Here is a 26432-nt window from a genome sequence, read left to right as displayed (position 1 = left end):
TCATACCAGCCATACGTCATTAACTAAAATATTAATATGAACAATTGCTATACTTGGAAGTTGTATAATGTTTTCGCCTGTTTCTCTTTTACAAATTTCACCAATCCAATATAAATTTTCTGTTTTTACCTCACTGGTGATTAATTGCCTATCTCCTTTAGTTGACTTCATAAAAGTTTGATAGTCTATCATGTTAATTTCAGCATGATTGATATTAGTTATATTTGCGAAATTTAATTGAACAACATCAATATTAGGATTTTTAGTCATAGGTATATCTAAGAGTGCAATACACTGATATTCATTTCTATAATGTGACACTATCAAGTAATCATTCTCATAAATAACATTACCACGCAATTGATTGTATGCATCTAATAAAAATAAAGTAGAAAGCGCGCTTGTAATTTGAGATGGTTGTATATCTTTCATGTCTATATCATCCCAATGTAAATAAACAGAATTAATATTTTTTAGTTGATTAAAAATTTCCTTAAAATGTTTAAAATCCGATTGTTTGATAAAACTTGTATGATTATCCTGTATTAAATTGCTAATCATTAAATTTTCATTGTTATTTAAATTTAACTCTCTCATATGATTTAAAGGTACCATAATCATATCCACTAGACTTTCCACTCTATGAAGCTGCTTTAAGTGGTGGTTATTAGGAGCCCAAATTAATAGATAATCATCAAAATATAAATGCAATAATTGTTTAAACGTTTTAATTCCATCAATATTACACCCTTGAATTAAAAATTCTAATTTTTCATTTTTAAAACGCCTCGTTATATTAAACAATATTTTAATCAATTTCTGGATAGCTATTTTTTCCAATGAAGTCAATTTCTCTGACTGTTCTGTTTTAATTTTATAAACGGGAATCATATTAACATCATTTAGCATCTTCAAAAGTTGATTTAAATGACCTTCAAATACTTTAATTTGCTTTATAAGTAAATTGAATTCGACTTCTATAATGATATGAATAGGATTACATCTATAATTCAATTTTTCTTTTAATTTCAACAAATCAAAATGACTAAGTGTCATTAATTTATTTACTTCTATATACAAGTGATATGGGACAACCGCCCTACACTGTTGATTTAATGGAAAGTCAATATCGATGAACATAGATGTATATTGTTTATCTTTATTAACGTGGTTTAAAAGTCTTAATATACTTTCGTCCAATTTAATTTCTTTCGTTTGATTATTAGAGATAGACGTCTCTATATATTGTTTTCTAATTAATTTGGGAGTTTGACCGTAAGCATCTTTAAATAGCTTTATAAACCTAGAATAATGATTAAATCCGTGTTTTATAGCAATATACTCGATTGATTGATCTGTTGATAAAATGTCAATCAAACAAAATTTAAGTCTAATATGATTTAAATATTGGTTAAAACTATAATAAGGTGTATGTTGAAACATTTGAGTTAATTGATGGCTTGGCACATTTGTTGCATTCACTAATTCATTTTTATTTATTTTTCTTGAGTGGTTGTCTACTAAATAATTATGAATAGGTTATGAAATGAGTGACACGCCTTGCTTTTCCTTTATATCTGAGGCGATTGAGCATAATTCAATACATAAGTATTTGATAACTTTATCAATCATTATTTCTTCTGTTTGGTTTATACATTTTAATTCAATTAGCTTTGCTATTAAATCAATAATTTTCGAGTAATTCGCCGTTTGTATTTCTCCACCTTCTAATCTTGTACGGTGGGTTACGAATCTTAAGAAATCCTTAGTTGAAACTTCTATTAAGCATGCTATAGCTTGGTTTTCACTTTTAATTTGATATACATCATTCATCATAACGAGTAAAACACGCCCAGGACATAACTCATATTCTTTTAAGTTAATGAACATTTTACCTGTCCCTTTTAACCAATAAATAAGTTTGATATTTGATTCTTTGCTATTATTTATAATTAAATTCTGAAATATTCGGACTGAATAGTTTTCTATCATGTTGTTTCCTCACGCTGCTTACAATAACATCATCCATATAACTTTATGTATTGATTTAATAAATATCTCTTAATTAGATAACCTCTATCTTCACAGTCAATTTTATACTGATTTAACATCCTATAGTATCAATTCTTTTAAAAATTATATCAATTTTTATTTATATTAAAATAGCATGTTTTAGACTAATTGTTACTTTATCCATTTTTCTATATATTTTATCCCTTGATGAGGCCAATCATATTATCAAGACTAGTAAACTTTTTACATGTAATATTAAATGATGTTGTCCCACGCTTTAATTTATTATTCATCCTTTAAAATATAATACAATTTAAATTTTCTGTAAGTTTACAGATATGTAACACATTTTTTCGTAATATTTTAATTTCATTCAATAAATAGCTTAACCATCATATTTTAACAAAATCTTTGCCCTATTATTTTTAATTTAAGTTGTGTAACAATATTAGCAAAAAATTACAAATCCATAACAACGCCCACAAATCCAATTTTTTTTGGTAAAGTATTGCTTGTCGTTAAGAACGAATTCAATTACTTAAAAACATAGCTTACATGCTATTAAAATTATAAAAATAAATTGGAGGATATTTATCAAATGAAAAAAATCGCTACAGCTACAATCGCTACTGCAGGAATCGCTACTTTCGCTTTTGCAAACCATGATGCTCAAGCAGCAGAGAATAATAATGGTGGATATAACCCAAATGATCCAACTTCATATAGCTATTCATACACAATCGATCAACAAGGTAACTACCACTACACTTGGCAAGGTAACTGGAGCCCAGACAAAGTAAATCATAATAACAGCTACGATTATGGTTACAATACTCAAGCTTACAACAATTACAATAACTACAATTATAATAATTATGATTATGGGTATAACACTCAATCTTATAACACACCACAACGTACAGGTGGTTTAGGTGCAAGTTATTCAGCAACAAGCCATAACGTACATGTAACTACAACATCTGCACCATCTTCAAATGGTATTTCATTATCAAGAGCAACTTCAAATGGAGGTAACTTATACACTGCTGGACAATGTACATATTATGTATATGACCGTGTAGGTGGAAAAGTTGGTTCAACTTGGGGTAACGCTAATAACTGGGCAAACGCTGCAGCAGCTGCAGGTTACACTGTAAATAATCGTCCAGCAGCAGGTGCTATTTTACAAACAACTCAAGGTGGATTTGGTCATGTCGCTTACGTTGAGAGTGTTAATAGTGACGGTTCAATTCGCGTTTCAGAAATGAACTATGGACATGGTCCTGGTGTTGTAACATCACGTACTATTTCAGCTAGCCAAGCTGGTTCATATAACTATATTCACTAATATTTTAATTACATTCAAAAACCGAGTATAACATTCACAAATTTGTGAATGTTATACTCGGTTTCTTTATATGATTGCAACTATTATATTAACGATTTAATTGAGACAAATATCTAAAAGACTGTCTCGTTAATAACCAAGTAAACCAGGTAACATCGCTACAACCTTACCCGGTTCATTGGTTACAAACAAATTCAAATAATCTTTCTTGATTCGCTTTTTCTACATAATAATTGGCAATTTATTAAATGTTGTTTAAAAGAATTCGTTTAGTCTAATATTTCACGATTAAATTCCGCTACAAAACTCAATCACTACTCTAATTAGAAGGATATTTATCAGTTAAAACATCTTTCAGATATAATCGCTACAATTTATATCTATGTAATTGTTTTAACATATTTAATACTTTCCACATTTTCATTAATTTAAACTTCACTTTTATTAATTTTTTTAATTCCTATTCCTATAAAACCATAAATAACGGCAATGATTGCACATATATAACAAGGTACTGTCCAAATAAAGAAGTCGTTAACACTGACATTCAATTGATGAGCATAGTATATACCTGATGTTCCCCATGGTATTAGCGGTAATACCATTGTACTTGAGTCTTCCAATGTTCGAGATAATACAGTTTGGGATAAATGTCTCTCTTCGAACATTTCTTTCATTAGTACCCCTACCATAATAATAACGATAGATGCTACACCAGCTGCAAAAACTAACATAAGACAACATACGACAGTTACTAAGATAAGTGTACCAACCGAATGCACACCTTTTGATACTGTTTTTAATAAAACATCTAGACAACCGGCTTTTTCAACGATACCAGCAAATGCATAACCACAGAAAATGGTCACGATAATTTCAGTCATACTCATCATGCCACCCTGTTCGATGAGTGATTTGACGCTATTTGAAACATGACTTTGATTGACCATCGTATGACTAAAACCATTAAATGTTGCTTTAAAACCATCAACAATATTGAAATGGTTGTTAAATGTCCCTACTAAAAGCGCACTTAAACTTGATATTAACATCGCAGGAACTGTAGAAATTTTTAATAGTAAGCACACTATAATCACGATTAATGGAATCCATACAAACAAGTTAATGTTGTACACTTGTGTTAATTCATTAAGTAATTGCTTAATTTGCTTAGGATTCGTATGACTTTGATATTTTAATCCTGCAAAAAACCAAACGATTAATCCAATAATGGAAGCAGGTATCGTCGTCCACATCATCGATCTAATATGTGAAAAGATATTTACTTTTGTCACTAATGCGGCTAAGTTTGTCGTATCTGATAGTGGTGACATTTTATCACCAAACACCGCACCAGCAATAATAGCGCCTGCAGCCATGCCACCTTCAATACCTAATTGGTTTCCGATTGATATTAATGCAATACCAGCAGTTGATGCTGACCCCCAAGCCGTACCAGTGGCTACTGACGTAATTGCACTAATGATAAAAGCAGAAACTAAAAAGTAACTTGGATTTAAAAAATTAAGACCATAATAAATTAGTGCAGGTACAGTACCAGAGAACATCCAACTACCTACAATAATACCCACTGCTAAAATAATAAAAATCGCGGGCATAGCTGTATTCAAGCGTTTTGATATCCCCTCTTCCAAATCTTCCCAACGTAAGCCTACCCTATAAGCAATGCACGCTGCATAAGCTGAAGAGATAAGTAATAAAACTTGAATAGGTATATTAAAGATAACAAATCCTGTTGTTACTACAATGACCATGACAATAATTGTAGATATAGACTCTAAAAAAGTTGGCTGTCTTTTCATATATTTAAACCCCTTTATTTTTCTTTTTGAAACAAGACCTCTTTCCTTTCATTATTTTTAAATCACTATTCTAAATCTAATTTATCTAATCCTAGTTCCTCAACTGTTAGACCATCTTCAAAGAAATCACGTTCTAAAATAGTAGAAGCAATGACAATCACTGCATCAATATTAGGTGTTGGTACATCAATGACACGTCCCAAGCTAGACCATAGTACTAAGCCATATGCAATGTCTTCTGTTAAATATCTATTTTCTACATGATTTGGGCCAGGAATTTGTGAGAATACTGGACTCGTATTAAACAAACGATTTAATGGTTCATCTTCATCTTTACGTTCTAAATAACCTCTTTGAATTCTAGATTCTTTAGCAGTTTCTAATTCAAATCCCAATTTACGTCCTAGATTTAGTCGTTCTAATTCAATACCGTGAAGTAGACGAACTGTATGTTTTGTAATTCCTTCTTTATACAGTGAGAATTCATCTGCATAATCAATGCGTCCAACATTTAATAACGTTGGCCCTGGATGTACCTCTGGGTTACCATTTTCTAGATTTGTTTTAAGCAAGCTTTCCTCTTTAACTAAGTTGGGATAAATTTGTGATACTTTATCATAACTATCATTTAATTCTTCTCGATTAAATGTAGAGAAGTATACTCTACGCACATTCAACGATAAATCTACACGTGCTTCATTAAAATCAACGCGTGTTCCATACGTTAATGTATTTGCTTCTGCAAAATGAGGCCTTACATCAATATGTCTATCTTCAAGCACATTCATAAAGCGTATAGATGCCATTGATGCAGCAATGTTAAAGAATATAAGTTGATCATTTGTGACATGATAAGACATCACTTTTGCATAATATTCAATAAATGAAGATGGAATAATAACTTGTATAATATCTGCATCCTTCATCACATATTCAATATCATCACTAATATCTGTGAACTGTATGAATTTTTCTTCTCCTTCATTGTTAAAATCAAATCCGCCTTTTTCTATTGCTTTATTGAATTTTTCTAGAGATTGGTTACGACAATATAATTTAACCTTATGACCTTTATCAACCATATCTAGTGCAGCTGTAACAGCACCATTACCAGAACCAATAATTGCTATTTTCATTAAAATCCTCTCTCTTTCTTAATCATTTTCTTTCATTAAAAAAGCGGGACTGAAATGACTTTTATTAAAAAGATTTCTTAGTCCCACCCTATTTTTCAATCTTGCTACAAATCCTACGTGTAAAATCATAATTGAGGATGTAACAATCATTTTTAATTGGACAATGACGTTTGAATATTTGAATTCAACTTGATTAGCGTCTCATTAACTTTCAACTCATGAACTTGTAATAATTTTATATATCCTTATTTTAAATGAATTAAACCTTTAAATGAACAATAACGTATATCATGTTATAAGTAAATCTAAAAACTTATTTATCAATTTATAATTGTTTGATATAGTAAAGAAGTAATAAATTTATTTTACATATAAAATGGAGGTAATAGCATGACAGAGTACAATCAGAATGATGTTTTACATGATCAAACATCTGAAGTAGTTGATTCAGATAACCAAGAATCTCGATTAATGGCTATGTTAATCTATTTATTAAGTTTATTCAGTGGTTTTATTGGTCCGCTTATCATTTGGATAATCAAACATAAAGAATCTCGTTTCGTCAATAAAGCTGGTAAAAATTACTTAAACTTTGTTATTTCCTATACAATTTGGACAATAATTATATTAGTTGTTATGTTAGTTCCATTTTTTATCGGATTAAGTATGGGAACTGATACCTCTATGACTGTAGGTTTTATTATTTATTTCATTGGCTTTATTATTATGATGATTTTAGCCTTTGTTTCATTTATTTTTACTATTATTGCATGTGTTAAATACTATAATGGCAATGAATACCTAATTCCACTTAGTATTAGATTTTTCAAATAATCTATAATTCATTTATTACAACTCTTTGTAATATTTATGATTGTTGGTCATATATTAAATTAATTATAAATCAGTGTAGATGCACTTTGTAAGCGCTACAAACTTTTATTACCATGATACTCGATTATTACAACGAGCGTCATGGTTTTTTTAATTTAATTACGATGATGTAACATTCCGCACAAGATGATGATTTTCTGTTAAAGTTACTCTTGTCGTAAAAACGATAAAACTTAAATTGGTAAATGAAGATGATGTCCGGTTCGCTACGCCGTATCTTCTTACATAATAAAACCAAACAAAATTCGGGAGGATATTTATCATGAAAAAAATCGCAACTATTACTACATTAACAGCAGGCATTGGCGCTGCATATTTCGGTACAACTGATCATCACGCAGATGCTGCAGAATTTAATCAATCTAATAATCAATCATATAATTATAATACAACTCAAACATCTACTAGCAATACTACATCAGAAAGATCTGCTTCTGGTAACTTATATACAGCTGGTCAATGTACTTGGTACGTTTATGACAAAGTTGGTGGAAAAGTTGGTTCAACTTGGGGAGACGCTAGAAACTGGGCATCAGCTGCACAACAAGCTGGTTACACTGTAAACCACACACCAAAAGCTGGTTCAATTTTACAATCATCAGCAGGTGGCTATGGTCACGTTGCTTATGTTGAAAGCGTTGGTTCTGACGGTTCAGTTACAGTGTCTGAAATGAACTATAGCGGTGGACCTTTCTCAGTAAGTACACGTACTATTTCTGCAGGTGAAGCAAGCTCATATAATTATATTCATATCTAATTCATATATGAAATAGACATTTAAAGTCTGTAGATGCTTTTAATTAAGCATTTACAGGCTTTTTTCTTTCTATAAATTATTCCCCTATTCACATTCTTTTTTAGAATATGCTTCCCTAATATTGAAATACATATATAATAAAGCTTATTTTGAAAATGTATCTTAACGACATCAATTTCAAACTTTGCCCTATATCTTTAAATTTGAGAGAATATTCTTATTGTTATTTGATAAGGAGGACCGTTACATTGAAATGGTTAAAAGTCATTCTAGCAGGACTAGTTGAAATCATATGGGTTACTGGACTGAATAATGCTGATTCAATATTCAGTTGGTTATTTACACTTAGCTTTATCATTTTAAGCTTTTATCTCGTCATCGATGCTACAAAATCTTTACCTGTTGGAACGGTATATGCGATATTCGTGGGTATCGGAGCTGCTGGTACAGTTATTGTTGATATGCTATTTTTCAATCAACCTTTTACATTTATGAAAATATTATTAGTAACATTATTAATATTAGGTATTATAGGTTTGAAACTTTCTACAACGGATGATGTTGAAGGAGGTCGCAATTAATGGCTTGGGTGTATCTATTAATAGCAGGTTGTTTAGAAGTGATTGGTGTTATATTAATGAATGAATGGTCTAGAACTAAACATAAAATTTTCATTTTACTCATTGGCATTGCCTTTATTTGTAGTTTTAGTACATTAAAACTATCAATGATAGATATTCCTATGGGGACTGCTTATGCCATTTGGACAGGTATAGGTACAGCTGGAGGTACGATTATTGGTATGATTTTTTATCATGAATCAAAAAATATCATGCGAGTCCTTTGTATTCTACTTATACTAGGATCAGTCATAGGATTACGTTTAATCAATTAATATGCAATTCATCTAATATGTTTATTCATTGTTTAGTATATTATCTTTATATATACTGTTGATAAAAGGAGTGATTAGGATGGAAAAAGTATTTATCGCAGGCGCAATTCCAGAGGTTGGTTTAAACCTTCTCAAACAACATTTCGAAGTAGAAATGTACAATGATGAAGGATTAATTAGTAAAGAAGCACTGATTAATGGTGTCAAAGATGCCACTGCATTAGTAAGTTTATTATCAACTAATGTAGATAAAGATGTTATCGATAGTGGTAAAAATCTAAAAATTATTGCTAACTATGGTGCAGGTTTTAATAATGTAGATATAGACTATGCACGTGAAAAAGGTATTGACGTGACAAACACACCGAAAGCTTCAACTAATGCTACAGCTGATTTAACCATTGGTCTTATCTTAAGTGTCGCAAGACGTATTGTTGAAGGTGATGAATTATCTCGTACTAAGGGCTTTGATGGTTGGGCACCTCTATTCTTTAGAGGTAGAGAAGTTTCTGAGAAAACCATCGGCATTATTGGTTTAGGAGAAATTGGTGGCGCAGTTGCAAAACGTGCACGTGCATTCGATATGGATGTTTTATATACTGGTCCTCATCGTAAAGAGGAAAAAGAGAGAGATATCGGCGCTAAATATGTGGATTTAGATACATTACTTGAAAATGCAGACTTCATCACTATTAATGCTGCCTATAATCCTGATTTACACCACTTAATTGATACTGAACAATTCAAAAAAATGAAATCTACGGCATATATTGTCAATGCCGGTCGTGGTCCAATTATCAATGAACAAGCACTTGTCAAAGCCTTAAAAGAGCAAGAAATTGAAGGTGCAGCATTAGATGTATATGAATTTGAACCTAAAATTACAGATGAATTAAAATCATTTAAAAATGTTGTACTAACACCACATATTGGTAACGCAACATTTGAAGCAAGAGATATGATGGCTAAAATTGTGGCAAATGATACGATTAAAAAATTAAACGGTAAAACGCCGCAATTCATAGTTAATCCTCAATAATAAAAAAGGCAATCCAAATCAATGATGTGATTTGGATTGCCTTTTTACTTACATATTATTTTTCCTTTGATTTATAAAGGAACTTAGTTTGGTTTGAAGCAATTTTATTCGGTAATATTTTCATCATTGCATTTCTGCATTTAATCATTAAACCGTTATGATATTGCGCAATTTTACCAATTTTACGTGATTTTTTAATCACTTTTGCTGTATGGTTTACTCTTAATTTATCATATCTTTCTAATGCCTCATTAAAGTCATATGATTTTAAACAATTCGCTAAGACAATGGCATCTTCCATGGCTTGCCCTGCGCCTTGACCCATATTAGGTGTTGTTGCATGTGCTGCATCACCTAGTAAAATAGTACGCTCTTTGACAAAAGACTTTAGTGGTTTCATATCATAAATATCGTTTAATATAATACCAGTTTCACTTTGTTTATCTAAAATTTGTCTTACAACATTAGGATAATGATTAAATCGTGCTTGTAAATGCGGCTTACCAAATGATTGGTATTGAGCATCTCTTTCCTTAGCATTGATTGTTATAAACCAATATGCTTGGTTATCAATTAACGGAACAATACCAACGCGTCCTTGTTTACCCCAAAATTCCTTAGCGACATCCGTTTCATCTAAATGAATATCATCGACTAACCCACGGAAGCATGTATAACCTTGATATTGAATCTTACTTTGACTATCAATAGCTTCTCTAACCGTTGAATGTATGCCATCTGCACCAATACATAAATCAAAGGCTTCACTTTCTTGTTCCTTAAAATGAAGTATAACTTTGGAATTACTATTATCTATTTTTGTTACATCATGTTTTAAATAAATACTATCTTGTTGTACATAAGATTGAATAATACTAATTAGTGTTTGACGAGATAATGTAACATTAAGTGCATCTCGCTTTAAATGAGCAGTCATCAATGGTTTGTTATACTCATCAAGTGTTTGCATTGATGTTAAATTCTGACCCGCATTTTTAATACCTTTCGCTAAATCGTGGTTGTGTAATTTTTGAATGACATTGTCACCTATACCTATACCTGCACCTAATTCTCTTATTGCATCATTTTTTTCGAATATCTTAACTTGATGACCTTGTTCTTCTAGTAGTGCAGCCGCTGTTAATCCACCGATTCCTGCACCGACAATTGCGATTTTCATATGATTCCACCTCAACATTGTGATTCTTATATATTTTATCACATCTCATACATTTACAAAATTGAGTAACCTAAAGATATGTTTGCCACAATAAAAAGAGTATGCTGCACTCTTACAAGCAGATACTCTTCTCTCTCTAAGTTTAAATGTAATAATCTTTGCGAATTTTGTCCTTTTTGATTCCAAATTGCTCATAATATTTCTTCATTATTTTTGCTATATTATCAGCCCAGTGGATGTCACTAGCATATTGATTCTGTCCTGGTGTTTTCGGATTCCATCTCATTTGATAAAGTGAGATTTGTTGATTTTCAAAGTATTGATTTCTTACAAATTTTGCCCCACCTAAAATCGCTTTCCGTGGCGATGTCCATGATTCCTTTTTAGCATAACTTTTACCAGTATGCACCGCATTCTCATCAAATGCTCCGATACCATAAAAATTATAGTAATTGTGTTTACCATCTTTGATACCATGCGCCAATTCAGAGTCACCATTTCCAGTTTCCACAATTGCATGGCTGATTAGGTAAATAATATTAACTTCATATTTTTCTTGAGCATCTATAAAACTTTGCCCTTGATTCTCTAAAACGCCTTTCCCTTTAAGCATTTTATTAACTTCTTCCTTTGACATCGGTACTTTTTCAGAAATATCCATATATTTGAGTTTATTATCGCTATGATGAATCGCCATAGCCTTTTTGATATCCGCTTCATTTGCTTTTTTAAACTCACCATGATCTTCTTTCATATTTAGTACACCTTTATTTTGTTGGCGTGAGACTGCTTCATTAAATGACACACGTTTATCATTATTAAATAAATTAGTATCAAAAATGATATACAGTATACCGAAAATGATCAAAAGTAAGATGATGATAATAGTACTTAATCGGGCTTTACTCAATTTCTTCATTCAATAAAAGCTCCTATTTATTTATATCTATTTAGATAAAATGACATATGCGATTACAATTGCTATGACAACAATAAAGAATGACACATTAATTGCGATCTTCATACCTGTTCTATCACGAAATAGCACATTAAATATTACTAAACTAATAGCCAACGATACTGCAAAAAATGTAATAGCTAATATCAACTTCAACATGATTAAAAAGATGATTCCAATTACTAATAAAACATTAGATACGATAGCCATAGCCTTTAATATATTGGGATTAATCATATGACACCTCTATTCACTTATAATAATACTTATCCTACCATGATACATGATTTAAATTGTTTATGTCGACATAAAGAAATAAGGTCAGAACTTGTGACGGAAAATGACTTATCCGACACGCTTTTGACAAAGACTGTTCATCAAAAGTTGTTTGTTCTGACCTCTTCTTATTTCTAGTCTTCTCGAGACATACCTTTTAATAAATTAAGCATATATGTGATACTTCTATTCATATCATCATCTTTAAGAACTCCTAGCAAGCTCCGAACATTCGTTTTGGAATGGCTACTTGCTTGATTAGCTACATGCATACCTTTATTAAGTCTATTAAGCATCTCGCTTAAGTCTTTAACATTTAAGTCGCCAAGTAAAAATACTAAAGATGCCATATTAGATAATAATCCAGTATAAATATCTTTATTTAATTCGACTGCAAATTTATTAATAATGACTTGTCTACCTTTAATACCACCTGATAGTGCATCTAATAATTTCGCTTCGTCTAAAACTTTAACTAATCGAATTGCTTTCATGATACTATCTTTATTCTCAGATATTGCATCTAATACTTCATTGAGATTATCTGCTTTGACTTGTTCATCTGACTTTTCCATGCGTTTAATTTGAGTTATTCTTTCTGCCATCAGTCATTCACCTGATTTCCTGGGAAAATATAGTCTGGACGCGCCCATTTTTTATCAACTCTGACACTATATTGTGGATTACGTTGTTTATCTACACGGAAGTTGGTTGGGTTTAGTGGTGATTTACCACGTTTAGTAATCACTTCCATTCTTGCACTTGTGCGTTTATACGATGGTGTATCTGTGTATGGATCTACATCACTATTTGTAAGTAAGTTGATTGCACCCATATTACCATTTTCTAAAGCATCATTGTTTAATGGAATGTAAATTTGTTTACCACTAACACGGTCAGTAACATGTACCGTTAATGTAGCTTCGCCAGTTTCAGAAATTAATTTAACTTGTGCACCTTCGTGAATGCCTCTATCTTCAGCAAGTTCTGGTGAAATTTCTACAAAGGCATTAGGCACTTTATATTTAATCATTTCAGTTTGATATGTCATGTTTCCTTCATGGAAATGTTCTAATAATCTACCGTTATTAACATGTAAGTCATACACTTCATCTTCTTTGAAGAAGTTATCGAATGTTAACGGATAAAGTTTTGCTTTACCGTTATCAAAGTTAAATCCATTTAAATAAAGTAATGGCTCATCTGTACCATCTTTATGCACTGGCCATTGTAAACTATTAAAGCCTTCTAATAAGTCGTAACTTACACCTTCATATAATGGTGTCACACGTGCAATTTCATCCATAATTTCGCTAGGGTGTTTGTAGTTCCAGTTAAAGCCTAAACGATTTGCAATAAGTTGGAAAATTTTCCAGTCTGGTTTAGAGTCACCTTTAGGATCGAGTGCTTGATATAATCTTTGGATTCGACGTTCAGTATTTGTGAATGTGCCATCTTTTTCTAGTGATGGACTTGCTGGTAATACAACATCTGCATAAGTTGCTGTATAAGTTAAGAATTCGTCTTGAACAACCATAAAGTCTAATTTTTCAAAGGCAGCTTGAACGAAATTGATATTTGAATCAACTATTCCTGTATCTTCACCATATAAATATAGTGAATTAATTTCACCATTATGAATACCTTCAATCATTTGATGATTATCTCGACCTGGTTTCTTATTTAATTCGACGCCGTATTCTCTTTCGAATTTCGCACGAACATCATCATCAACTACTTTTTGATAACCTGTAAATTGGTCAGGCATGCTACCCATATCGCTACAACCTTGAACATTGTTATGACCACGTAACGGATAAGCACCTGTACCTGGTTTTCTATAGTTACCTGTTACTAGTAATAAGTTGGAAATGGCAGTACTTGAATCACTTCCGATATCTTGTTGTGTGATGCCCATTGCCCAACAAATAGATACAGATTCTGCTTTAGCTACTTCTTTAGCAAAATTAATCAAACGTGATTGAGGGATGCCTGTAGCTTCTTCTGCGAATGCCATCGTAAATGGTGCTAATGATTCATAATACTTCTCAAAATCATCTACCCATTCGTCTAGGAATGCTTTGTCATGCAGATCATGATCAATAATATATTTCGTTACAGCACCTAACCATACTAAGTCTGTACCTGGTTTCGGTTGATAAAATTCATCTGCACGTTCAGCCATTTCATGTTTTCTAATATCAAATACATGTGATTTTTGACCAAATAATTTTTGAGCTCGTTTCATTCGTGATGCGATAACAGGATGTGCCTCAGCAGTATTTGTTCCGATTAATACAGTCATTGCTGCTTTTTCAAGGTCTTCAATACTACCTGAATCACCACCGTGCCTGACAGTTCTGAATAATCCTTTAGTCGCTGGTGCTTGGCAATATCTTGAGCAGTTGTCAACATTATTCGTTCCAATGACTTGTCGTGCAAGTTTTTGCATTAAATATGACTCTTCATTTGTTGCTTTTGAAGAGGAAATGAATGCCAAATGATCAGCGTCATATTTGTCTTTAATTTGTTTGAAATTATTTGTAATAACATCTAACGCTTCTTCCCATTCAACTTCATGGAATTGCCCATCTTTACGCACAAGTGGTTTCGTTAAACGTTGATCAGAATTAATATGTCCCCAAGAGAATTTTCCTTTCACACATGATGCAATTTTATTAGCCGGAGAATCATGTGAAGGTTGTACTTTTAATACTTCTCTATCTTTAGTCCATACTTCAAATGAGCAACCTACACCGCAGTATGTACAAACTGTTTTGGTTTTGTTGATTCTCTCTTTACGCATTTCCGCTTCAGAATCAGAAATGGCAAATAATGGACCGTAACCTGGCTCAGCCTTTTTAGTTAAATCAATCATTGCAGCTAATGAACCTGGTTCAGTATCAGTCATATAGCCAGCGTTACCTTCCATATTGACTTCCATCATGGCATTACATGGACAAACTGTTGCACATTGGCCACATGATACACATGATGATTCGTTAATAGGTACATCATTATCCCAAATAACTCTAGGATGTTCTCGATCCCAATCAATACTGATTGTTTCGTTTACTTCAATATCTTGGCATGCTTCAACACAACGTCCGCATAAAATACATTGGTTTGGATCATAGCGATAGAATGGACCATAATCTTTTTCATATGGTTTTTCTTTATATTCATAAGTTTGATGTTGAAGCCCCCACTCGTCCATCGTATTATGAATTTCACAATCTCCATTGTTATAATCACATACTGTACAATACAACATATGTTTTTCTAAAATACGATCTAATGCTTCTTTTTGAGATGCTTGTACATGATCCGTCGTTGTATTGACTGTCATTGGTCTATCAATCGTTGTGCCACAAGCTCTTTCTATTTTGCCGTCAATTTCTACAGTACAGGTATCACAAGTTTGAATTGGACCCATTGACTCGTTATAGCAAATGGCTGGTACGAACGTATCTCTCGAACGTATAAATTCAAGTAAGTTGGTACCCGGTTCAACCAAATAATCTGTACCATCTAGAGTGACGATTAAATGTTCTTTCATATTTTCACCCCATTATATATAGTTCCGTATATGCTAACGTTATAATGTCTAACTTCCATCTATTTAAAATGCCCCACACATATATGTATAGATAGAATCAGTTTAATTGTATAACTTTAACCATGCAATGTTAAGTATTTTTAAAATTTAATTGATTGTTAAATGTGAGTATTTAAACCAATACAAATAATCGAATTAAAAAAAGACAATAGCGACGATTTTAAACTATCGCTATTGCCCTTAATTTAAACTAGTTATTATTTATTTTGAAATCGTTATAAATTCAAATTGTCTTTAAGTAAATTCGTGTTCTCTTGAAGTGAGCTATCGCTAGGTACAAAGTAATATAATCCGTCATCTTGTATGCCGCCTTGACCATCTAATTGATGTCTACTCACTGTATCATTAGCATCTTTATATTTACTTCTAATCGTATTTAGTTCCCCTAATGATAAATCAGTCTTAACGTTCTTTTGTATTTCGTTCATTAACGGGGCAAAATGTGTAATAGATGACGCACTAGTCATTTTATTGGCCATAGCTTCTAGAATGAGTTGTTGGCGTTCTTGACGACCGAAATCTCCACCAGCGCCTTCTTCTTTACGACTTCTAATAAAGCTCATTGCCTCTTCACCATTAACATGCGTTTTCTTGCCTTTTTCAAAATGTACTCCATTTGTTGTAAACGTATCGTTACTTACAACATCAATGCCACCCATTGTATCTATCATGTCATGCAATCCATCCATATCAATCGTTGCATAATGGTCAATTGGAACATTCATTAATTTTTCTAATGAATTAACTGCCATGTTAGGGCCACCATACGCATAAGCATGTGCTATTTTTTCTGTGGTACCCTTACCAACCATTTTAGCTTGAGTATCTCTAGGTACACTTACAATCTCTGTCTTCTTCTCTTTTGGATTGATAGATAAAATCATGATCGTATCACTACGAGAACCGCCACCTTGTGCTTTACGTTCAGCATCTGAATCCACACCAAATAATGCTATCGTGAATGGATCACCATTTTTCAAATTAACTTTACCATTTCTTAAATGTGAATAATCTCTATTTAACGGATTATGTATCCTATCTCCAGTAATAAATATCTTGGCAATGACATATATCATTGCTAATAGTGCTAATATAAATAAGATACCAACACACCATACTAAAATTTTAGCTGGTAGACTCATTCTATTTTTTTCTGCTCTCCGCACACCCATCATTCCTTTTCCAAATTTACTTTACATGCTATATACCTTTATTATTATATAATAGAAAAATATTTTTACTATACTTCTAAAGTCTTATTATGTGAAATTTATTGTAATATATTAATCTTAATAGAAAATGGAATAATGATTTTTAATGACGCCCATTGATATCATCTTTCATAACCCGAGTTACTATTTAAAATTTCTAGTACGTCTGAATAACATCCTTCATTACTGATAATAAATGGCGCGGCTGTCGATAAATCTATTGACCCACCATTTATCGATGTCATTTTCAAACCAAGTTCTTTCGCAAATAAAAATTGTGCTGCAATATCCCAAGGTTTAGGATTGGTATTGATATGTGCACCAAATTGCCCTTTAATCACCCTGATTGAATCTAATCCACAAGAACCAATAATTCTATGGCTAAATGATGCATCATATAATTGATGAATCGTTTCATCATTCATGACTTGTGTATTAAATGACAATATTGCTTCCTTGATATCCATATGAATCGGTTGTTTCATCGCTTGATCATTATCAAATGCCCCTTCATTCTCAATAGCCTTATATAAATGCTGATGAGGGTAATCATATATATATGACAGTTTAGGTTCTCCATCTACAAAATAACCTAAAATAATACAATAATCCTCTTGTTGTTTTACCAAATTGGCCGTACCATCTATAGGGTCCATAATCCAAACATGTCCTTGTCTAGGATCTATCTCATCATTATTTTTTTCTTCTGCAAATAACTGATGACCTTCAAGATGTGTTTGTAGAAATACCTGGAATTCATTTTGAATTTGTTTATCCACATTTGTCACCAAATCAAAGCGATTTAACTTAGTATCTGTTTCCATTTCTGCTATTAAATTTGGAATGATTTGATCAATGTTTTTCAACCATTTTGTTATCATTTCATCTATCTTGCGTAAGTCATTGCAATGCATTAGTAACACCTTCCTATATATCTAAAAATATTAATGATTTATCATGATTATTTAAATTTATTGTATTAATAGCTATAGTAACATGCCAGTATCTAATTGCATGTTTTTTTACCATAAAAAAAATCGGCTAGTCTTATGCTAGCCGACAAATAGAAAGGAAAGTAAGTAATAAATATTGAAGATGTTTTAGTGTAACTCGAACGATTACCAGCTATCTGTTATATAGCTCTACCCCTTTGTTAATCGCTCCCCCTGTTACAAATAATATATTAACATAAAGCGTTTTCTTTTGTAAGCGTTTTCTGATATTTTTTTGACCCATTTTTTCACTTTTTAATCCAAAAATGCGCTAGAAATGTCATCATTGTCGCTTATATGATATAATTATTGTAATATGTAATGTTAATTTGGAGGTGACTTTCATTGAATAAGTTAGAACGACAAAATCGCTTAATAACAGAAATACAACAAAGTAATAAAATAACTGCAACTGAATTAGCCAAACGTTTTAATGTATCTAAGCGCACCATTCTTAGAGATATTGATGATTTAGAAAATCAAGGCGTTCAAATACATGCTTCACATGGCAGCCAGGGTGGTTATAAAATTCAAGATGCACAATCTAAAATTTCGCTTACTTTGACTGACAGTCAATTGTCTGCACTATTTCTTACCTTAAATGAAAGTCAATCTTATTCTACGCTACCTTATAATAAAGAAATTCAAGAGATACTTAAACAATGTTTAACCTTACCTCAAACTCGTGTACGAAAATTATTAAAAAAAATGGATTACTATATTAAATTCGAAGATACCGCACAAATAACACTTCCTAATATCTTTTCCGATATTTTAATTTATTGTACTGAACGTAATGTCATGCTTGTAGATTTTTTTGAAGAAGATCAAACTATTGCAGAGAATGTCATCTTTATTGGTTTATTGTGTAAAGATGGTCAATGGCATGCTGTGGTATTTGAAATTGGATTAGGTTCTACACGAGAACTACCTATTAAAGATATACAAGATATCTCCTACTCATTTGAAAAAACCATTAAAACTCAGGATATTACGATTGATAATTACCAACAATTTTTAAACCCAACTGACCTACACGTGTAATCAGTTGGGTTTATTGTGTTTTACATAGAAATTGTATATATCGTGATCATAAATGATAAAAGATTATTGAGTATATGAATTGTAATAGAAGAAGCTAAATTTCTGTTTGACTTTAAATAAACAAACACTAATATAACTGCCAGTATAAAGTATGCACCAAATTCTAATGGTGATTTAGCACCACTTACATGGATTAGTGAAAATGTAATAGCAGAAACCATCCCCATAAAAATAAAATTAAACTTTTTGCCCAACTCTCCTATTAAGATGTGTCTAAATACGATTTCTTCGACGATAGGTCCAACTATCACTATCAATATAAAAGTGATTGGTAAAAATAGCGGCGTCTTAAATAATTGATTTAATGCTAATTCATTCTGTGTTTCATTAAATTGCCATGATTGAGGTAATAATTCCATTATCCATTCATAGGCTTTTGACGCACATATTGAGATAATGAACATCACAATTAAAAACTTCCAATGCTTTTTGATATAATTTATCCCATTTTTCATACGTTCTGGAAAAGAACTTACATGCATAAGGTAAAAACATAAAATGGCAATAACATAACTCATGGTTTGAGCAACAGTAGCAACCATCTCACTCATTAATCTATCTGTATGTATATAATGCGTATTTAATATGTTTACACCTATCTTTGAACATATCAACAGTGTTACAAAGATAATTGGTATTAAAAATAAATCTCTCCAAGCAATATCTTTAAAACGGTACCCTTTGTTTGAAAGTTTCATATCTATATTTCCTTTCTTTTTACATTTAACTACTACGGAGGCTTTATGAATTCTCAAGAAACATTAAACCATATTGAATTAAAATTAACACAACTTATCACACATACTGAAATGTTGAAATATTACTTAATGTCACATTATAGCAAATTCGAAACATCATTAATTGAATTTAACACATTCATCATTAAAGAAAATAATTGGATTAAGACGAATTCAACATTTCTTAACTATACTTCTTTAAGTCATTTCGTTCATTATCAAAATTTGATTTCTTACCTCATTGAACATCCGCTTCATACTATTAATTATGGCGACATATTTCAACATATCATTGAATATCAAAATATGATATATCGTACCCTTGTACAATTCAAAAATCTCACTTTTTAATTCTACTTATTTCCTACTGTATTTTACGCATTTTATTCTCACAAAGTACTATTTATTTTATTTATTAATATTTTTGTAAAAAAATAAACCTAATTCTAAAATGTAAATTGTAAATGACTAATATTAGCGTTATAATCGGATATGATTAAGCTTATAAATGAGGAGGAAGATCATGCTCGGTTTCTCGGTCTCGTTAGGTAGTAAATTGAATACATCTTATATTCAATCAATGGTATCTCAGGGATACGATACTATTTTTACTTCTCTGCAAATACCCGAAGAGGATGATCAGATTACACTGATACATTTTAGGGAACTGTGTCAGTTATTATCTCAATATTCAATCACCTTTATTATTGATGTGAATCCTTCTTTACTTAATCACCACTTTTACAGTTTATTAGATCAATACGCTCATGGGGATTTTGTTATCAGAATTGATCACGACCTTAATACCAATCTTATTCATGATATACAGCAACACGGTTATCGCTGTTGTATTAACGCAAGTACGATAACGCAATTTGAATTATCCACGCTATATCGTCATTCAAATATACAATCACTCGTATTCTGTCATAACTATTATCCAAGACCAGATACAGGATTAAGTGCGACATTTGTCAAACAACAAAATGAACTCATCCATTCTTTTGATTCCACGGCAGACGTGTATGCCTTCATTCCAGGAACTGAATTACGAGGGCCTATATTTAAAGGTCTACCGACCATCGAGGTACATCGTAATCAGCATCCATCTATCTCAGTTCATGAATTAGAATCCATTGGTATCTCAAATATTATTATTGGAGATACTGGGTTTGATTTAAATTTAGCGCGTCAACTTTATCAAATGTGTGTCCAACGACACTTTGAACTGCGTGTTAAGGTTACAAAAAACATCAATGATGACTTATCTAATATATTATTTACTAAGCATCATTCAAGAGTTGATTCGCCTGAACATGTCATACGATCACATGAATCTAGACATTTCATTAATCAATCTATTGACGCTATTGGTGTCAAACAAAGATTAGTTGGAGATGTTACCATAGATAATCATCTGAATGGTCGTTATGAAGGTGAACTACAAGTAATTAAATCACCACTTCAAGGACATCCAAATATCAATCGTATTGCACGAATTTATAACCAGGATCAACCATTTATCCAATTGATAAAACCAGGTGATACTTTTGAATTTAAATGTTTAAAGGAGTAATGACAATTGAATCATTTAACGACTGAATCACGTAATACAGAGACCATGCATTTAGATGAAATGTCAATTCAAGAAGCACTTAAAGCGATGAATGACGAAGATCAATTCGTTCCTAAAGCAATAGAACCGATCATTCCTGAATTAACAAAAGTTATCAAAGAAGCGATCTCTAAATTCAAGCAACATGGTCGATTGATATACATTGGTGCAGGTACAAGTGGTAGATTAGGTGTTTTAGATGCAGCAGAATGTGTACCTACATTTAATACTTCACCCGATGAAGTCATAGGTATTATTGCCGGTGGAAGTAAGGCTATGACAGAAGCTGTTGAAGGTGCGGAGGATAATGAAGAACAAGGTAAAGATGATTTAAAGGCAATTCAACTATCTAAAAAAGACATAGTAATAGGTATTTCTGCTAGTGGACGTACACCTTACGTTAAAGCAGCGTTAGCCTTTGCAAACGAGGTTGGTGCCGTAAGCGTATCTCTTTCTTGCAACACTAACAGTGAGATGAGTAAGTTATCACAATATGCATTAGAAGTACCTGTTGGACCAGAAGTATTAACCGGTTCAACTCGCTTAAAATCAGGCACTGCCCAAAAACTCATCCTCAATATGATATCTACCATGACGATGATTGGTGTTGGTAAAGTTTACGATAACTTAATGGTCGATTTGAAACCAACAAATCAAAAATTAATTCAACGTTCAATTCGAATTATTAAAGATATATGTGATTTAAATGACGAAGAAGCCAAGTTACTCTATGAAAAAGCCGATCAAAACATTAAAACTGCTGTTGTGATGTATTTATGTGACACAACTAAAGATGATGCACAAAACAAATTATTAAAACATAATGGAGTGATTAAGCAAGCCATCAAAGGTTAAGGGGGCTAATTCTATGAGTAAAGAAGACAGACTCGCACAAGAAATCATCAATGCGGTAGGTGGAATGCGTAATATACAGCGTATCATGCATTGTATGACTAGAGTGCGGTTATCCATTAAGAATCCAGATATAGTTAATTATGATGAATTACATCAAATAGAAGGTGTCATAGGCATCGTTGAAGATGAAACACTTCAAATCATTGTGGGTCCCGGAGTAGTAGAGAAAGTAGCAGGACATATGGCAGATTACAGCCATGTACCGTTAGGTGAAGATATCTCCTATTCGGACAATCAAAGTTATCAATCTCAAGCGAAAGTACTTGCAAAAGAAAATAAAAAGCACTACCAAAAATCAAGGAAACAAAGTAAGTGGCAACGTTTCTTGAAATCAATTTCAAATATCTTTATTCCTTTAATCCCCGCATTTATTGGTGCAGGTTTAATCGGTGGTATTGCAGCTGTGCTCAACAATATGCTTACTGCCCATATGATTTCTGGGGATTTTATGAAACAACTCGTAACTATATTAAATGTGATTAAAGACGGTATGTTAGCATATTTAGCCATTTTCACTGGTATTAATAGTGCTAAAGTATTTGGCGCGACGCCTGGTTTAGGTGGTGTTATTGGTGGTACAACACTATTAACCGGTCTTACTGATGAAAATCCAATTCAAAATATTTTCACAGGTGAACCACTCGTTGCTGGTCAAGGTGGCATTATAGGTGTTATATTTGCTGTTTGGATACTAAGTATCATTGAGAAAAAACTACATAAAGTAACACCAAATGCTATTGATATTATTGTCACACCAACACTTTCACTACTCGGGGTTGGATTATTAACTATTTTCATTATAATGCCAATTGCTGGGTTTGTATCAGATGGTTTAGTTCATGTCGTCAATTGGGTAATAGACGTTGGTGGCATCTTTAGTGGATTTATCATTGGTGCATTTTTCCTCCCATTAGTGATGTTAGGTCTTCACCATATTTTCACGCCAATTCATATTGAGCTCATAAACAGTACTGGTGCAACCTATTTACTACCAATAGCTGCAATGTCTGGTGCGGGTCAAGTTGGTGCTGCATTAGCATTATGGGTTCGATGTCGACATAATCAACCACTGAGAAACACATTAAAAGGTGCATTACCTGTTGGTTTCTTAGGTATTGGTGAACCACTGATTTACGGTGTTACCTTACCACTTGGAAGACCATTCTTCACTGCTTGTATTGGTGGAGGTATTGGAGGGGCCGTCATTGGTGGCATTGGCCATATCGGAGCTAAAGCTGTAGGACCTAGTGGCTTATCTCTATTACCGCTGATATCAGATAATATGTATTTAGGTTATATAGCTGGGTTACTGTCAGCTTATATCGGTGGATTTATCATGACTTATTTATTCGGAACAACAAAAGAAATGAGAAACTCTAATAAACTGGGTGATTAAAATGACAAACATTTTATATGAAATAGATAACCAGTATCCCTATTTAACAAAAAATGAGAAAAAAATAGCAAATTATATTTTGAATGCACCACACCATGTTGTGCAGATGAATTCCCAAGATCTAGCACAAGAACTAGATACAAGTCCATCTTCAATTATTCGATTTAGCAAAAAAGTCACTGAAGGTGGTTTCCACGAATTAAAAATTGGCTTATCTAAATATTTACCAAAAGAAACAACGGTCTATAATGTGGAATTAGTAGACAATGAGAGTACAGCGTCGCTAAAAAAGAAGATGCATTCACGTGCTAAAGGCGCTTTGAATAATGCCAATGAAGCACTGAACGATAAAACCATTGATCGTATTTGTGATCAATTCAAACAATCGAATCGCATCTTCATATATGGTTATGGCGCTTCATTTGTCGTTGCAACTGATTTATATCAAAAGCTATCTCGCATTGGAATGAATGTACAACTTGTACAAGAGACACATATTTTCACTACTATGTTAGCGTCTTGTAATAGTCGAGATTGTGTGGTTTTCATCACTAATAATGGAATGCAAAGTGAAATGCAAGCCATTGCTAAAGTTGTAGTAGACTATCATATTCCAATTATTACAATTACAAGTTCATCAAAAAATATTATTTCACAAATGTCAGATATTGTATTAGATTATGGACAATCTGACGAAAATGAAATGCGAATGGATGCGACTACATCATTATTTGCACAAATGTTTACGATTGATATACTGTATTATCGTTATATAGCACTTAATTATCAATCGTCGTTAGACTTCATTACACAATCAAAAATGGCATTAGATAATTATAGAAAGCATCTTTCAAATATTGATTTTAAGCATTAAAAAAGATACAGTTTAGACATTAATGAGTGTCTAGACTGTATCTTTTTCAATTCTATAGCTCGAAAGAAAAAAGAGGTTAGGACAAAAGCGTTTAGGATTTCCTACAGAAAATCCTTCTTTAAGGCCCCCGTTAATCGGTTTCCCAAAGCACAAAAACTTTATGTCTCAACCTCTCTAAAATTCACACTATTTTAATGTATTATTTTTTCTTGCTTGTTGTTCTGCTTTATTATATCTAATGAAATAATAAATAGTAACGATAGCTAAGAATATAATACCAATCACTACAGAAACTACTGTTTCTTTATTAAATAACATTCCAATTAGAACAATAACTAAGAATGCAATTGTTAAGTAACTTGCCACCATACCACCAGGCATTTTGAATGGATGGTTTTTCGTTTCTTCAGGATGTAATTTTCTAAAACGAATATGGCTAAATAAAATCATAAACCAAGGAATCATACCAGGTAAAATAGATGCACTGTATACATATACGAAAATACTATCCGCACCTTTTATGAACATTGGTAATATAACATTTAATAATGCACCAATTAAAATACCTGTAGAAATCGCTAATACTGTATATAATGGTACTCCGTTTTTCATTACTTTAGTGAATATCTTAGGTAATTGACCTTTACGTGCTAATGTATAAATCATACGGCTCGCACTGAAGATACCTGAGTTACAACCAGACATTGCTGCTGTTAATACAACAAAGTTAATTAATCCAGCTGCAAATGTAATCCCTACTTTAGCAAATGTTGCTACGAATGGGCTACCGATGTTTCCTAATTCATCCCACGGATAAACTGATACGATAACAAAGATAGCGCCTAGATAGAAAATTAATATACGCCAAATGACACCATTAACTGCTTTGACAATATTTTTTTGTGGATCCTTTGTTTCTCCTGCTGAAATACCAATTAATTCTACCCCTTGATATGAACCAATGACAATAGATAATGCAAAGAAGAATCCTACAATACCATTTGGCATAAATCCACCGTGTGACCATAAATTAGAAATCCCGACAGGGTGTCCTCCATTTCCAATTCCGAATAAAATTAATCCAAATCCAGCAATAATCATTAAAATAATAGTTACAACTTTAATCAATGCAAACCAAAATTCAAATTCACCGAATGCTTTAACGGATACTAAGTTAGCTGCTGTTAATAATAGAACTGCTATAATTCCCGGAATCCAAGCTGGCAAGTTCGGGAACCAATAATTCATATATTCTCCTACTGCTATTACTTCACTCATACCAACAACAACCCATTGGAATATATTACTCCAAGCGGTCATATAACCTGCTGCTGGATGTATGTAATCACTTGCAAACGTAGCAAATGAACCCGTTGTCGGATTAATATATATCATTTCTCCCATTGCTCGCATAATTAAGAATAAAAATATACCCGCAATTAAATATGCAAATATCACTGATGGTCCAGTCCATTTAATGGTGCTTGTTGCTCCCATAAACAAACCTACACCAATCGTACCGCCAAGTGCGATCATTTGCATCTGACGTGCACTCAATCCCCTTTTTAATTCATTATTCTCCATAACAATAACCCACCTCTTTTTACTAAGATAAAATAATAATAATCTTATTTACGCAATTATACTATA

The 26432-nt window shown here is 32.2% G+C and carries 25 protein-coding genes; 12 read left to right on the top strand and 13 right to left on the bottom strand.

Annotation, left to right across the window (positions count from 1 at the left end):
- Positions 1-1482, bottom strand: coding sequence for a helix-turn-helix transcriptional regulator (locus ssp1_RS03050; RefSeq protein ID WP_240328898.1), 1482 nt, complete (start codon positions 1480-1482; stop codon positions 1-3).
- Positions 1483-1539: 57 nt separating this feature from the next.
- Complete coding sequence (locus ssp1_RS12005) at positions 1540-1992, bottom strand: hypothetical protein (RefSeq protein ID WP_240328897.1); 453 nt, start codon at positions 1990-1992, stop codon at positions 1540-1542.
- Between the two features lie 619 nt (positions 1993-2611).
- Between ssp1_RS12005 and ssp1_RS03045 the strand changes: the two genes are divergently transcribed.
- Positions 2612-3361 carry a CHAP domain-containing protein gene (locus ssp1_RS03045; RefSeq protein ID WP_002450273.1) on the top strand — a complete coding sequence of 250 codons (750 nt, stop codon included), beginning with the start codon at positions 2612-2614 and terminating at the stop codon, positions 3359-3361.
- A gap of 428 nt (positions 3362-3789) precedes the next feature.
- Here ssp1_RS03045 and nhaC read toward each other — a convergent pair whose 3' ends face one another.
- The gene (gene nhaC / locus ssp1_RS03040) at positions 3790-5184 is read right to left on the bottom strand and encodes a Na+/H+ antiporter NhaC (RefSeq protein ID WP_075778205.1); all 1395 of its coding nucleotides are present in this window, start codon (positions 5182-5184) and stop codon (positions 3790-3792) included.
- Positions 5185-5249: 65 nt separating this feature from the next.
- A complete protein-coding gene (locus tag ssp1_RS03035; RefSeq protein WP_002450271.1) occupies positions 5250-6320 on the bottom strand; it encodes an NAD/NADP-dependent octopine/nopaline dehydrogenase family protein in 1071 nt (356 codons plus the stop codon).
- 390 nt (positions 6321-6710) lie between these two features.
- Here ssp1_RS03035 and ssp1_RS03030 point away from each other — a divergent pair, with 390 nt between their 5' ends.
- The 5 genes from ssp1_RS03030 (at position 6711) to ssp1_RS03010 (ending at position 9905) form a co-directional block, all read left to right on the top strand.
- Positions 6711-7154, top strand: a complete 444-nt coding sequence (locus ssp1_RS03030; RefSeq protein ID WP_002450270.1) for a DUF4870 domain-containing protein — start codon at positions 6711-6713, stop codon at positions 7152-7154.
- Positions 7155-7476: 322 nt separating this feature from the next.
- Complete coding sequence (locus ssp1_RS03025; RefSeq protein ID WP_002450269.1) at positions 7477-7971, top strand: CHAP domain-containing protein; 495 nt, start codon at positions 7477-7479, stop codon at positions 7969-7971.
- A 248-nt stretch (positions 7972-8219) separates the two neighbouring features.
- Complete coding sequence (locus ssp1_RS03020) at positions 8220-8552, top strand: DMT family transporter (protein WP_075778204.1); 333 nt, start codon at positions 8220-8222, stop codon at positions 8550-8552.
- Positions 8552-8866, top strand: coding sequence for a DMT family transporter (locus ssp1_RS03015; protein WP_002450267.1), 315 nt, complete (start codon positions 8552-8554; stop codon positions 8864-8866). Before ssp1_RS03020 ends, ssp1_RS03015 begins: the two co-directional genes overlap by 1 nt.
- Positions 8867-8945: 79 nt before the next feature.
- The gene (locus tag ssp1_RS03010; protein WP_002450266.1) at positions 8946-9905 is read left to right on the top strand and encodes a 2-hydroxyacid dehydrogenase family protein; all 960 of its coding nucleotides are present in this window, start codon (positions 8946-8948) and stop codon (positions 9903-9905) included.
- 55 nt (positions 9906-9960) lie between these two features.
- On the opposite strand, the gene ssp1_RS03005 is transcribed toward ssp1_RS03010, so the two are convergent.
- The 7 genes from ssp1_RS03005 to ssp1_RS02975 form a co-directional block, all read right to left on the bottom strand.
- Complete coding sequence (locus ssp1_RS03005; RefSeq protein WP_075778203.1) at positions 9961-11085, bottom strand: FAD-dependent monooxygenase; 1125 nt, start codon at positions 11083-11085, stop codon at positions 9961-9963.
- A 142-nt stretch (positions 11086-11227) separates the two neighbouring features.
- Positions 11228-12004 carry an N-acetylglucosaminidase gene (locus ssp1_RS03000; protein WP_002450264.1) on the bottom strand — a complete coding sequence of 259 codons (777 nt, stop codon included), beginning with the start codon at positions 12002-12004 and terminating at the stop codon, positions 11228-11230.
- A gap of 27 nt (positions 12005-12031) precedes the next feature.
- A complete protein-coding gene (locus ssp1_RS02995) occupies positions 12032-12280 on the bottom strand; it encodes a hypothetical protein (protein ID WP_002450263.1) in 249 nt (82 codons plus the stop codon).
- A gap of 173 nt (positions 12281-12453) precedes the next feature.
- Complete coding sequence (locus ssp1_RS02990; protein WP_002450262.1) at positions 12454-12924, bottom strand: helical membrane plugin domain-containing protein; 471 nt, start codon at positions 12922-12924, stop codon at positions 12454-12456.
- The gene (fdhF, locus tag ssp1_RS02985) at positions 12924-15878 is read right to left on the bottom strand and encodes a formate dehydrogenase subunit alpha (protein ID WP_107536276.1); all 2955 of its coding nucleotides are present in this window, start codon (positions 15876-15878) and stop codon (positions 12924-12926) included. Before fdhF ends, ssp1_RS02990 begins: the two co-directional genes overlap by 1 nt.
- 275 nt (positions 15879-16153) lie before the next feature.
- A complete protein-coding gene (locus ssp1_RS02980) occupies positions 16154-17113 on the bottom strand; it encodes an LCP family glycopolymer transferase (protein WP_002450260.1) in 960 nt (319 codons plus the stop codon).
- 158 nt (positions 17114-17271) lie between these two features.
- Complete coding sequence (locus ssp1_RS02975) at positions 17272-18063, bottom strand: inositol monophosphatase family protein (RefSeq protein WP_075778202.1); 792 nt, start codon at positions 18061-18063, stop codon at positions 17272-17274.
- A 423-nt stretch (positions 18064-18486) separates the two neighbouring features.
- Between ssp1_RS02975 and ssp1_RS02970 the strand changes: the two genes are divergently transcribed.
- Positions 18487-19185 (top strand): helix-turn-helix transcriptional regulator, encoded by a 699-nt coding sequence (locus ssp1_RS02970; RefSeq protein WP_075778201.1) that lies wholly within the window; start codon positions 18487-18489, stop codon positions 19183-19185.
- A 20-nt stretch (positions 19186-19205) separates the two neighbouring features.
- On the opposite strand, the gene ssp1_RS02965 is transcribed toward ssp1_RS02970, so the two are convergent.
- Positions 19206-19943 (bottom strand): CPBP family intramembrane glutamic endopeptidase, encoded by a 738-nt coding sequence (locus tag ssp1_RS02965; RefSeq protein ID WP_002450257.1) that lies wholly within the window; start codon positions 19941-19943, stop codon positions 19206-19208.
- Positions 19944-19988: 45 nt separating this feature from the next.
- On the opposite strand from ssp1_RS02965, the gene ssp1_RS02960 reads away from it, so the two are divergent.
- The 5 genes from ssp1_RS02960 to ssp1_RS02940 all read left to right on the top strand — a co-directional run bounded on the left by ssp1_RS02960 (position 19989) and on the right by ssp1_RS02940 (position 24782).
- Complete coding sequence (locus ssp1_RS02960; RefSeq protein WP_075778199.1) at positions 19989-20333, top strand: hypothetical protein; 345 nt, start codon at positions 19989-19991, stop codon at positions 20331-20333.
- Positions 20334-20505: 172 nt separating this feature from the next.
- Complete coding sequence (locus ssp1_RS02955; RefSeq protein ID WP_075778198.1) at positions 20506-21558, top strand: MupG family TIM beta-alpha barrel fold protein; 1053 nt, start codon at positions 20506-20508, stop codon at positions 21556-21558.
- Positions 21559-21564: 6 nt separating this feature from the next.
- Entirely contained in the window at positions 21565-22452 is an 888-nt protein-coding gene (gene murQ, locus ssp1_RS02950) for an N-acetylmuramic acid 6-phosphate etherase (RefSeq protein WP_075778197.1), read from the top strand.
- A gap of 13 nt (positions 22453-22465) precedes the next feature.
- The gene (locus ssp1_RS02945; protein ID WP_107536202.1) at positions 22466-23908 is read left to right on the top strand and encodes a PTS transporter subunit EIIC; all 1443 of its coding nucleotides are present in this window, start codon (positions 22466-22468) and stop codon (positions 23906-23908) included.
- A 1-nt stretch (position 23909) separates the two neighbouring features.
- Positions 23910-24782 (top strand): MurR/RpiR family transcriptional regulator, encoded by an 873-nt coding sequence (locus ssp1_RS02940; RefSeq protein WP_118828109.1) that lies wholly within the window; start codon positions 23910-23912, stop codon positions 24780-24782.
- A 186-nt stretch (positions 24783-24968) separates the two neighbouring features.
- Here the strand turns inward: ssp1_RS02940 and ssp1_RS02935 are convergent, their stop codons facing one another.
- Complete coding sequence (locus tag ssp1_RS02935; RefSeq protein WP_075778194.1) at positions 24969-26366, bottom strand: amino acid permease; 1398 nt, start codon at positions 26364-26366, stop codon at positions 24969-24971.
- Positions 26367-26432 lie beyond the last annotated feature (66 nt).

Origin of the sequence: Staphylococcus sp. M0911 (genome assembly GCF_003491325.1) — a bacterium.
Taxonomy (GTDB): domain Bacteria; phylum Bacillota; class Bacilli; order Staphylococcales; family Staphylococcaceae; genus Staphylococcus; species Staphylococcus warneri_A.
Note: the sequence above shows the minus strand (reverse complement) of the source record. Positions and strands in the feature narration are given on the sequence as shown.

Coding starts and splice junctions, on each gene's coding strand:
- ssp1_RS02990 (WP_002450262.1), bottom strand. CDS start 12,924: ATGGCAGAAAGAATAACTCAAATTAAACGCATGGAAAAGTCAGATGAA.
- ssp1_RS03030 (WP_002450270.1), top strand. CDS start 6,711: ATGACAGAGTACAATCAGAATGATGTTTTACATGATCAAACATCTGAA.
- ssp1_RS02995 (WP_002450263.1), bottom strand. CDS start 12,280: ATGATTAATCCCAATATATTAAAGGCTATGGCTATCGTATCTAATGTT.
- ssp1_RS03010 (WP_002450266.1), top strand. CDS start 8,946: ATGGAAAAAGTATTTATCGCAGGCGCAATTCCAGAGGTTGGTTTAAAC.
- ssp1_RS02965 (WP_002450257.1), bottom strand. CDS start 19,943: ATGAAACTTTCAAACAAAGGGTACCGTTTTAAAGATATTGCTTGGAGA.
- ssp1_RS03045 (WP_002450273.1), top strand. CDS start 2,612: ATGAAAAAAATCGCTACAGCTACAATCGCTACTGCAGGAATCGCTACT.
- ssp1_RS02935 (WP_075778194.1), bottom strand. CDS start 26,366: ATGGAGAATAATGAATTAAAAAGGGGATTGAGTGCACGTCAGATGCAA.
- fdhF (WP_107536276.1), bottom strand. CDS start 15,878: ATGAAAGAACATTTAATCGTCACTCTAGATGGTACAGATTATTTGGTT.
- ssp1_RS03000 (WP_002450264.1), bottom strand. CDS start 12,004: ATGAAGAAATTGAGTAAAGCCCGATTAAGTACTATTATCATCATCTTA.
- ssp1_RS03025 (WP_002450269.1), top strand. CDS start 7,477: ATGAAAAAAATCGCAACTATTACTACATTAACAGCAGGCATTGGCGCT.
- nhaC (WP_075778205.1), bottom strand. CDS start 5,184: ATGAAAAGACAGCCAACTTTTTTAGAGTCTATATCTACAATTATTGTC.
- ssp1_RS02945 (WP_107536202.1), top strand. CDS start 22,466: ATGAGTAAAGAAGACAGACTCGCACAAGAAATCATCAATGCGGTAGGT.
- ssp1_RS02975 (WP_075778202.1), bottom strand. CDS start 18,063: ATGCATTGCAATGACTTACGCAAGATAGATGAAATGATAACAAAATGG.
- ssp1_RS02980 (WP_002450260.1), bottom strand. CDS start 17,113: ATGATGGGTGTGCGGAGAGCAGAAAAAAATAGAATGAGTCTACCAGCT.
- ssp1_RS03035 (WP_002450271.1), bottom strand. CDS start 6,320: ATGAAAATAGCAATTATTGGTTCTGGTAATGGTGCTGTTACAGCTGCA.
- ssp1_RS02940 (WP_118828109.1), top strand. CDS start 23,910: ATGACAAACATTTTATATGAAATAGATAACCAGTATCCCTATTTAACA.
- ssp1_RS03005 (WP_075778203.1), bottom strand. CDS start 11,085: ATGAAAATCGCAATTGTCGGTGCAGGAATCGGTGGATTAACAGCGGCT.
- ssp1_RS02955 (WP_075778198.1), top strand. CDS start 20,506: ATGCTCGGTTTCTCGGTCTCGTTAGGTAGTAAATTGAATACATCTTAT.
- ssp1_RS02960 (WP_075778199.1), top strand. CDS start 19,989: ATGAATTCTCAAGAAACATTAAACCATATTGAATTAAAATTAACACAA.
- ssp1_RS03015 (WP_002450267.1), top strand. CDS start 8,552: ATGGCTTGGGTGTATCTATTAATAGCAGGTTGTTTAGAAGTGATTGGT.
- ssp1_RS12005 (WP_240328897.1), bottom strand. CDS start 1,992: ATGATAGAAAACTATTCAGTCCGAATATTTCAGAATTTAATTATAAAT.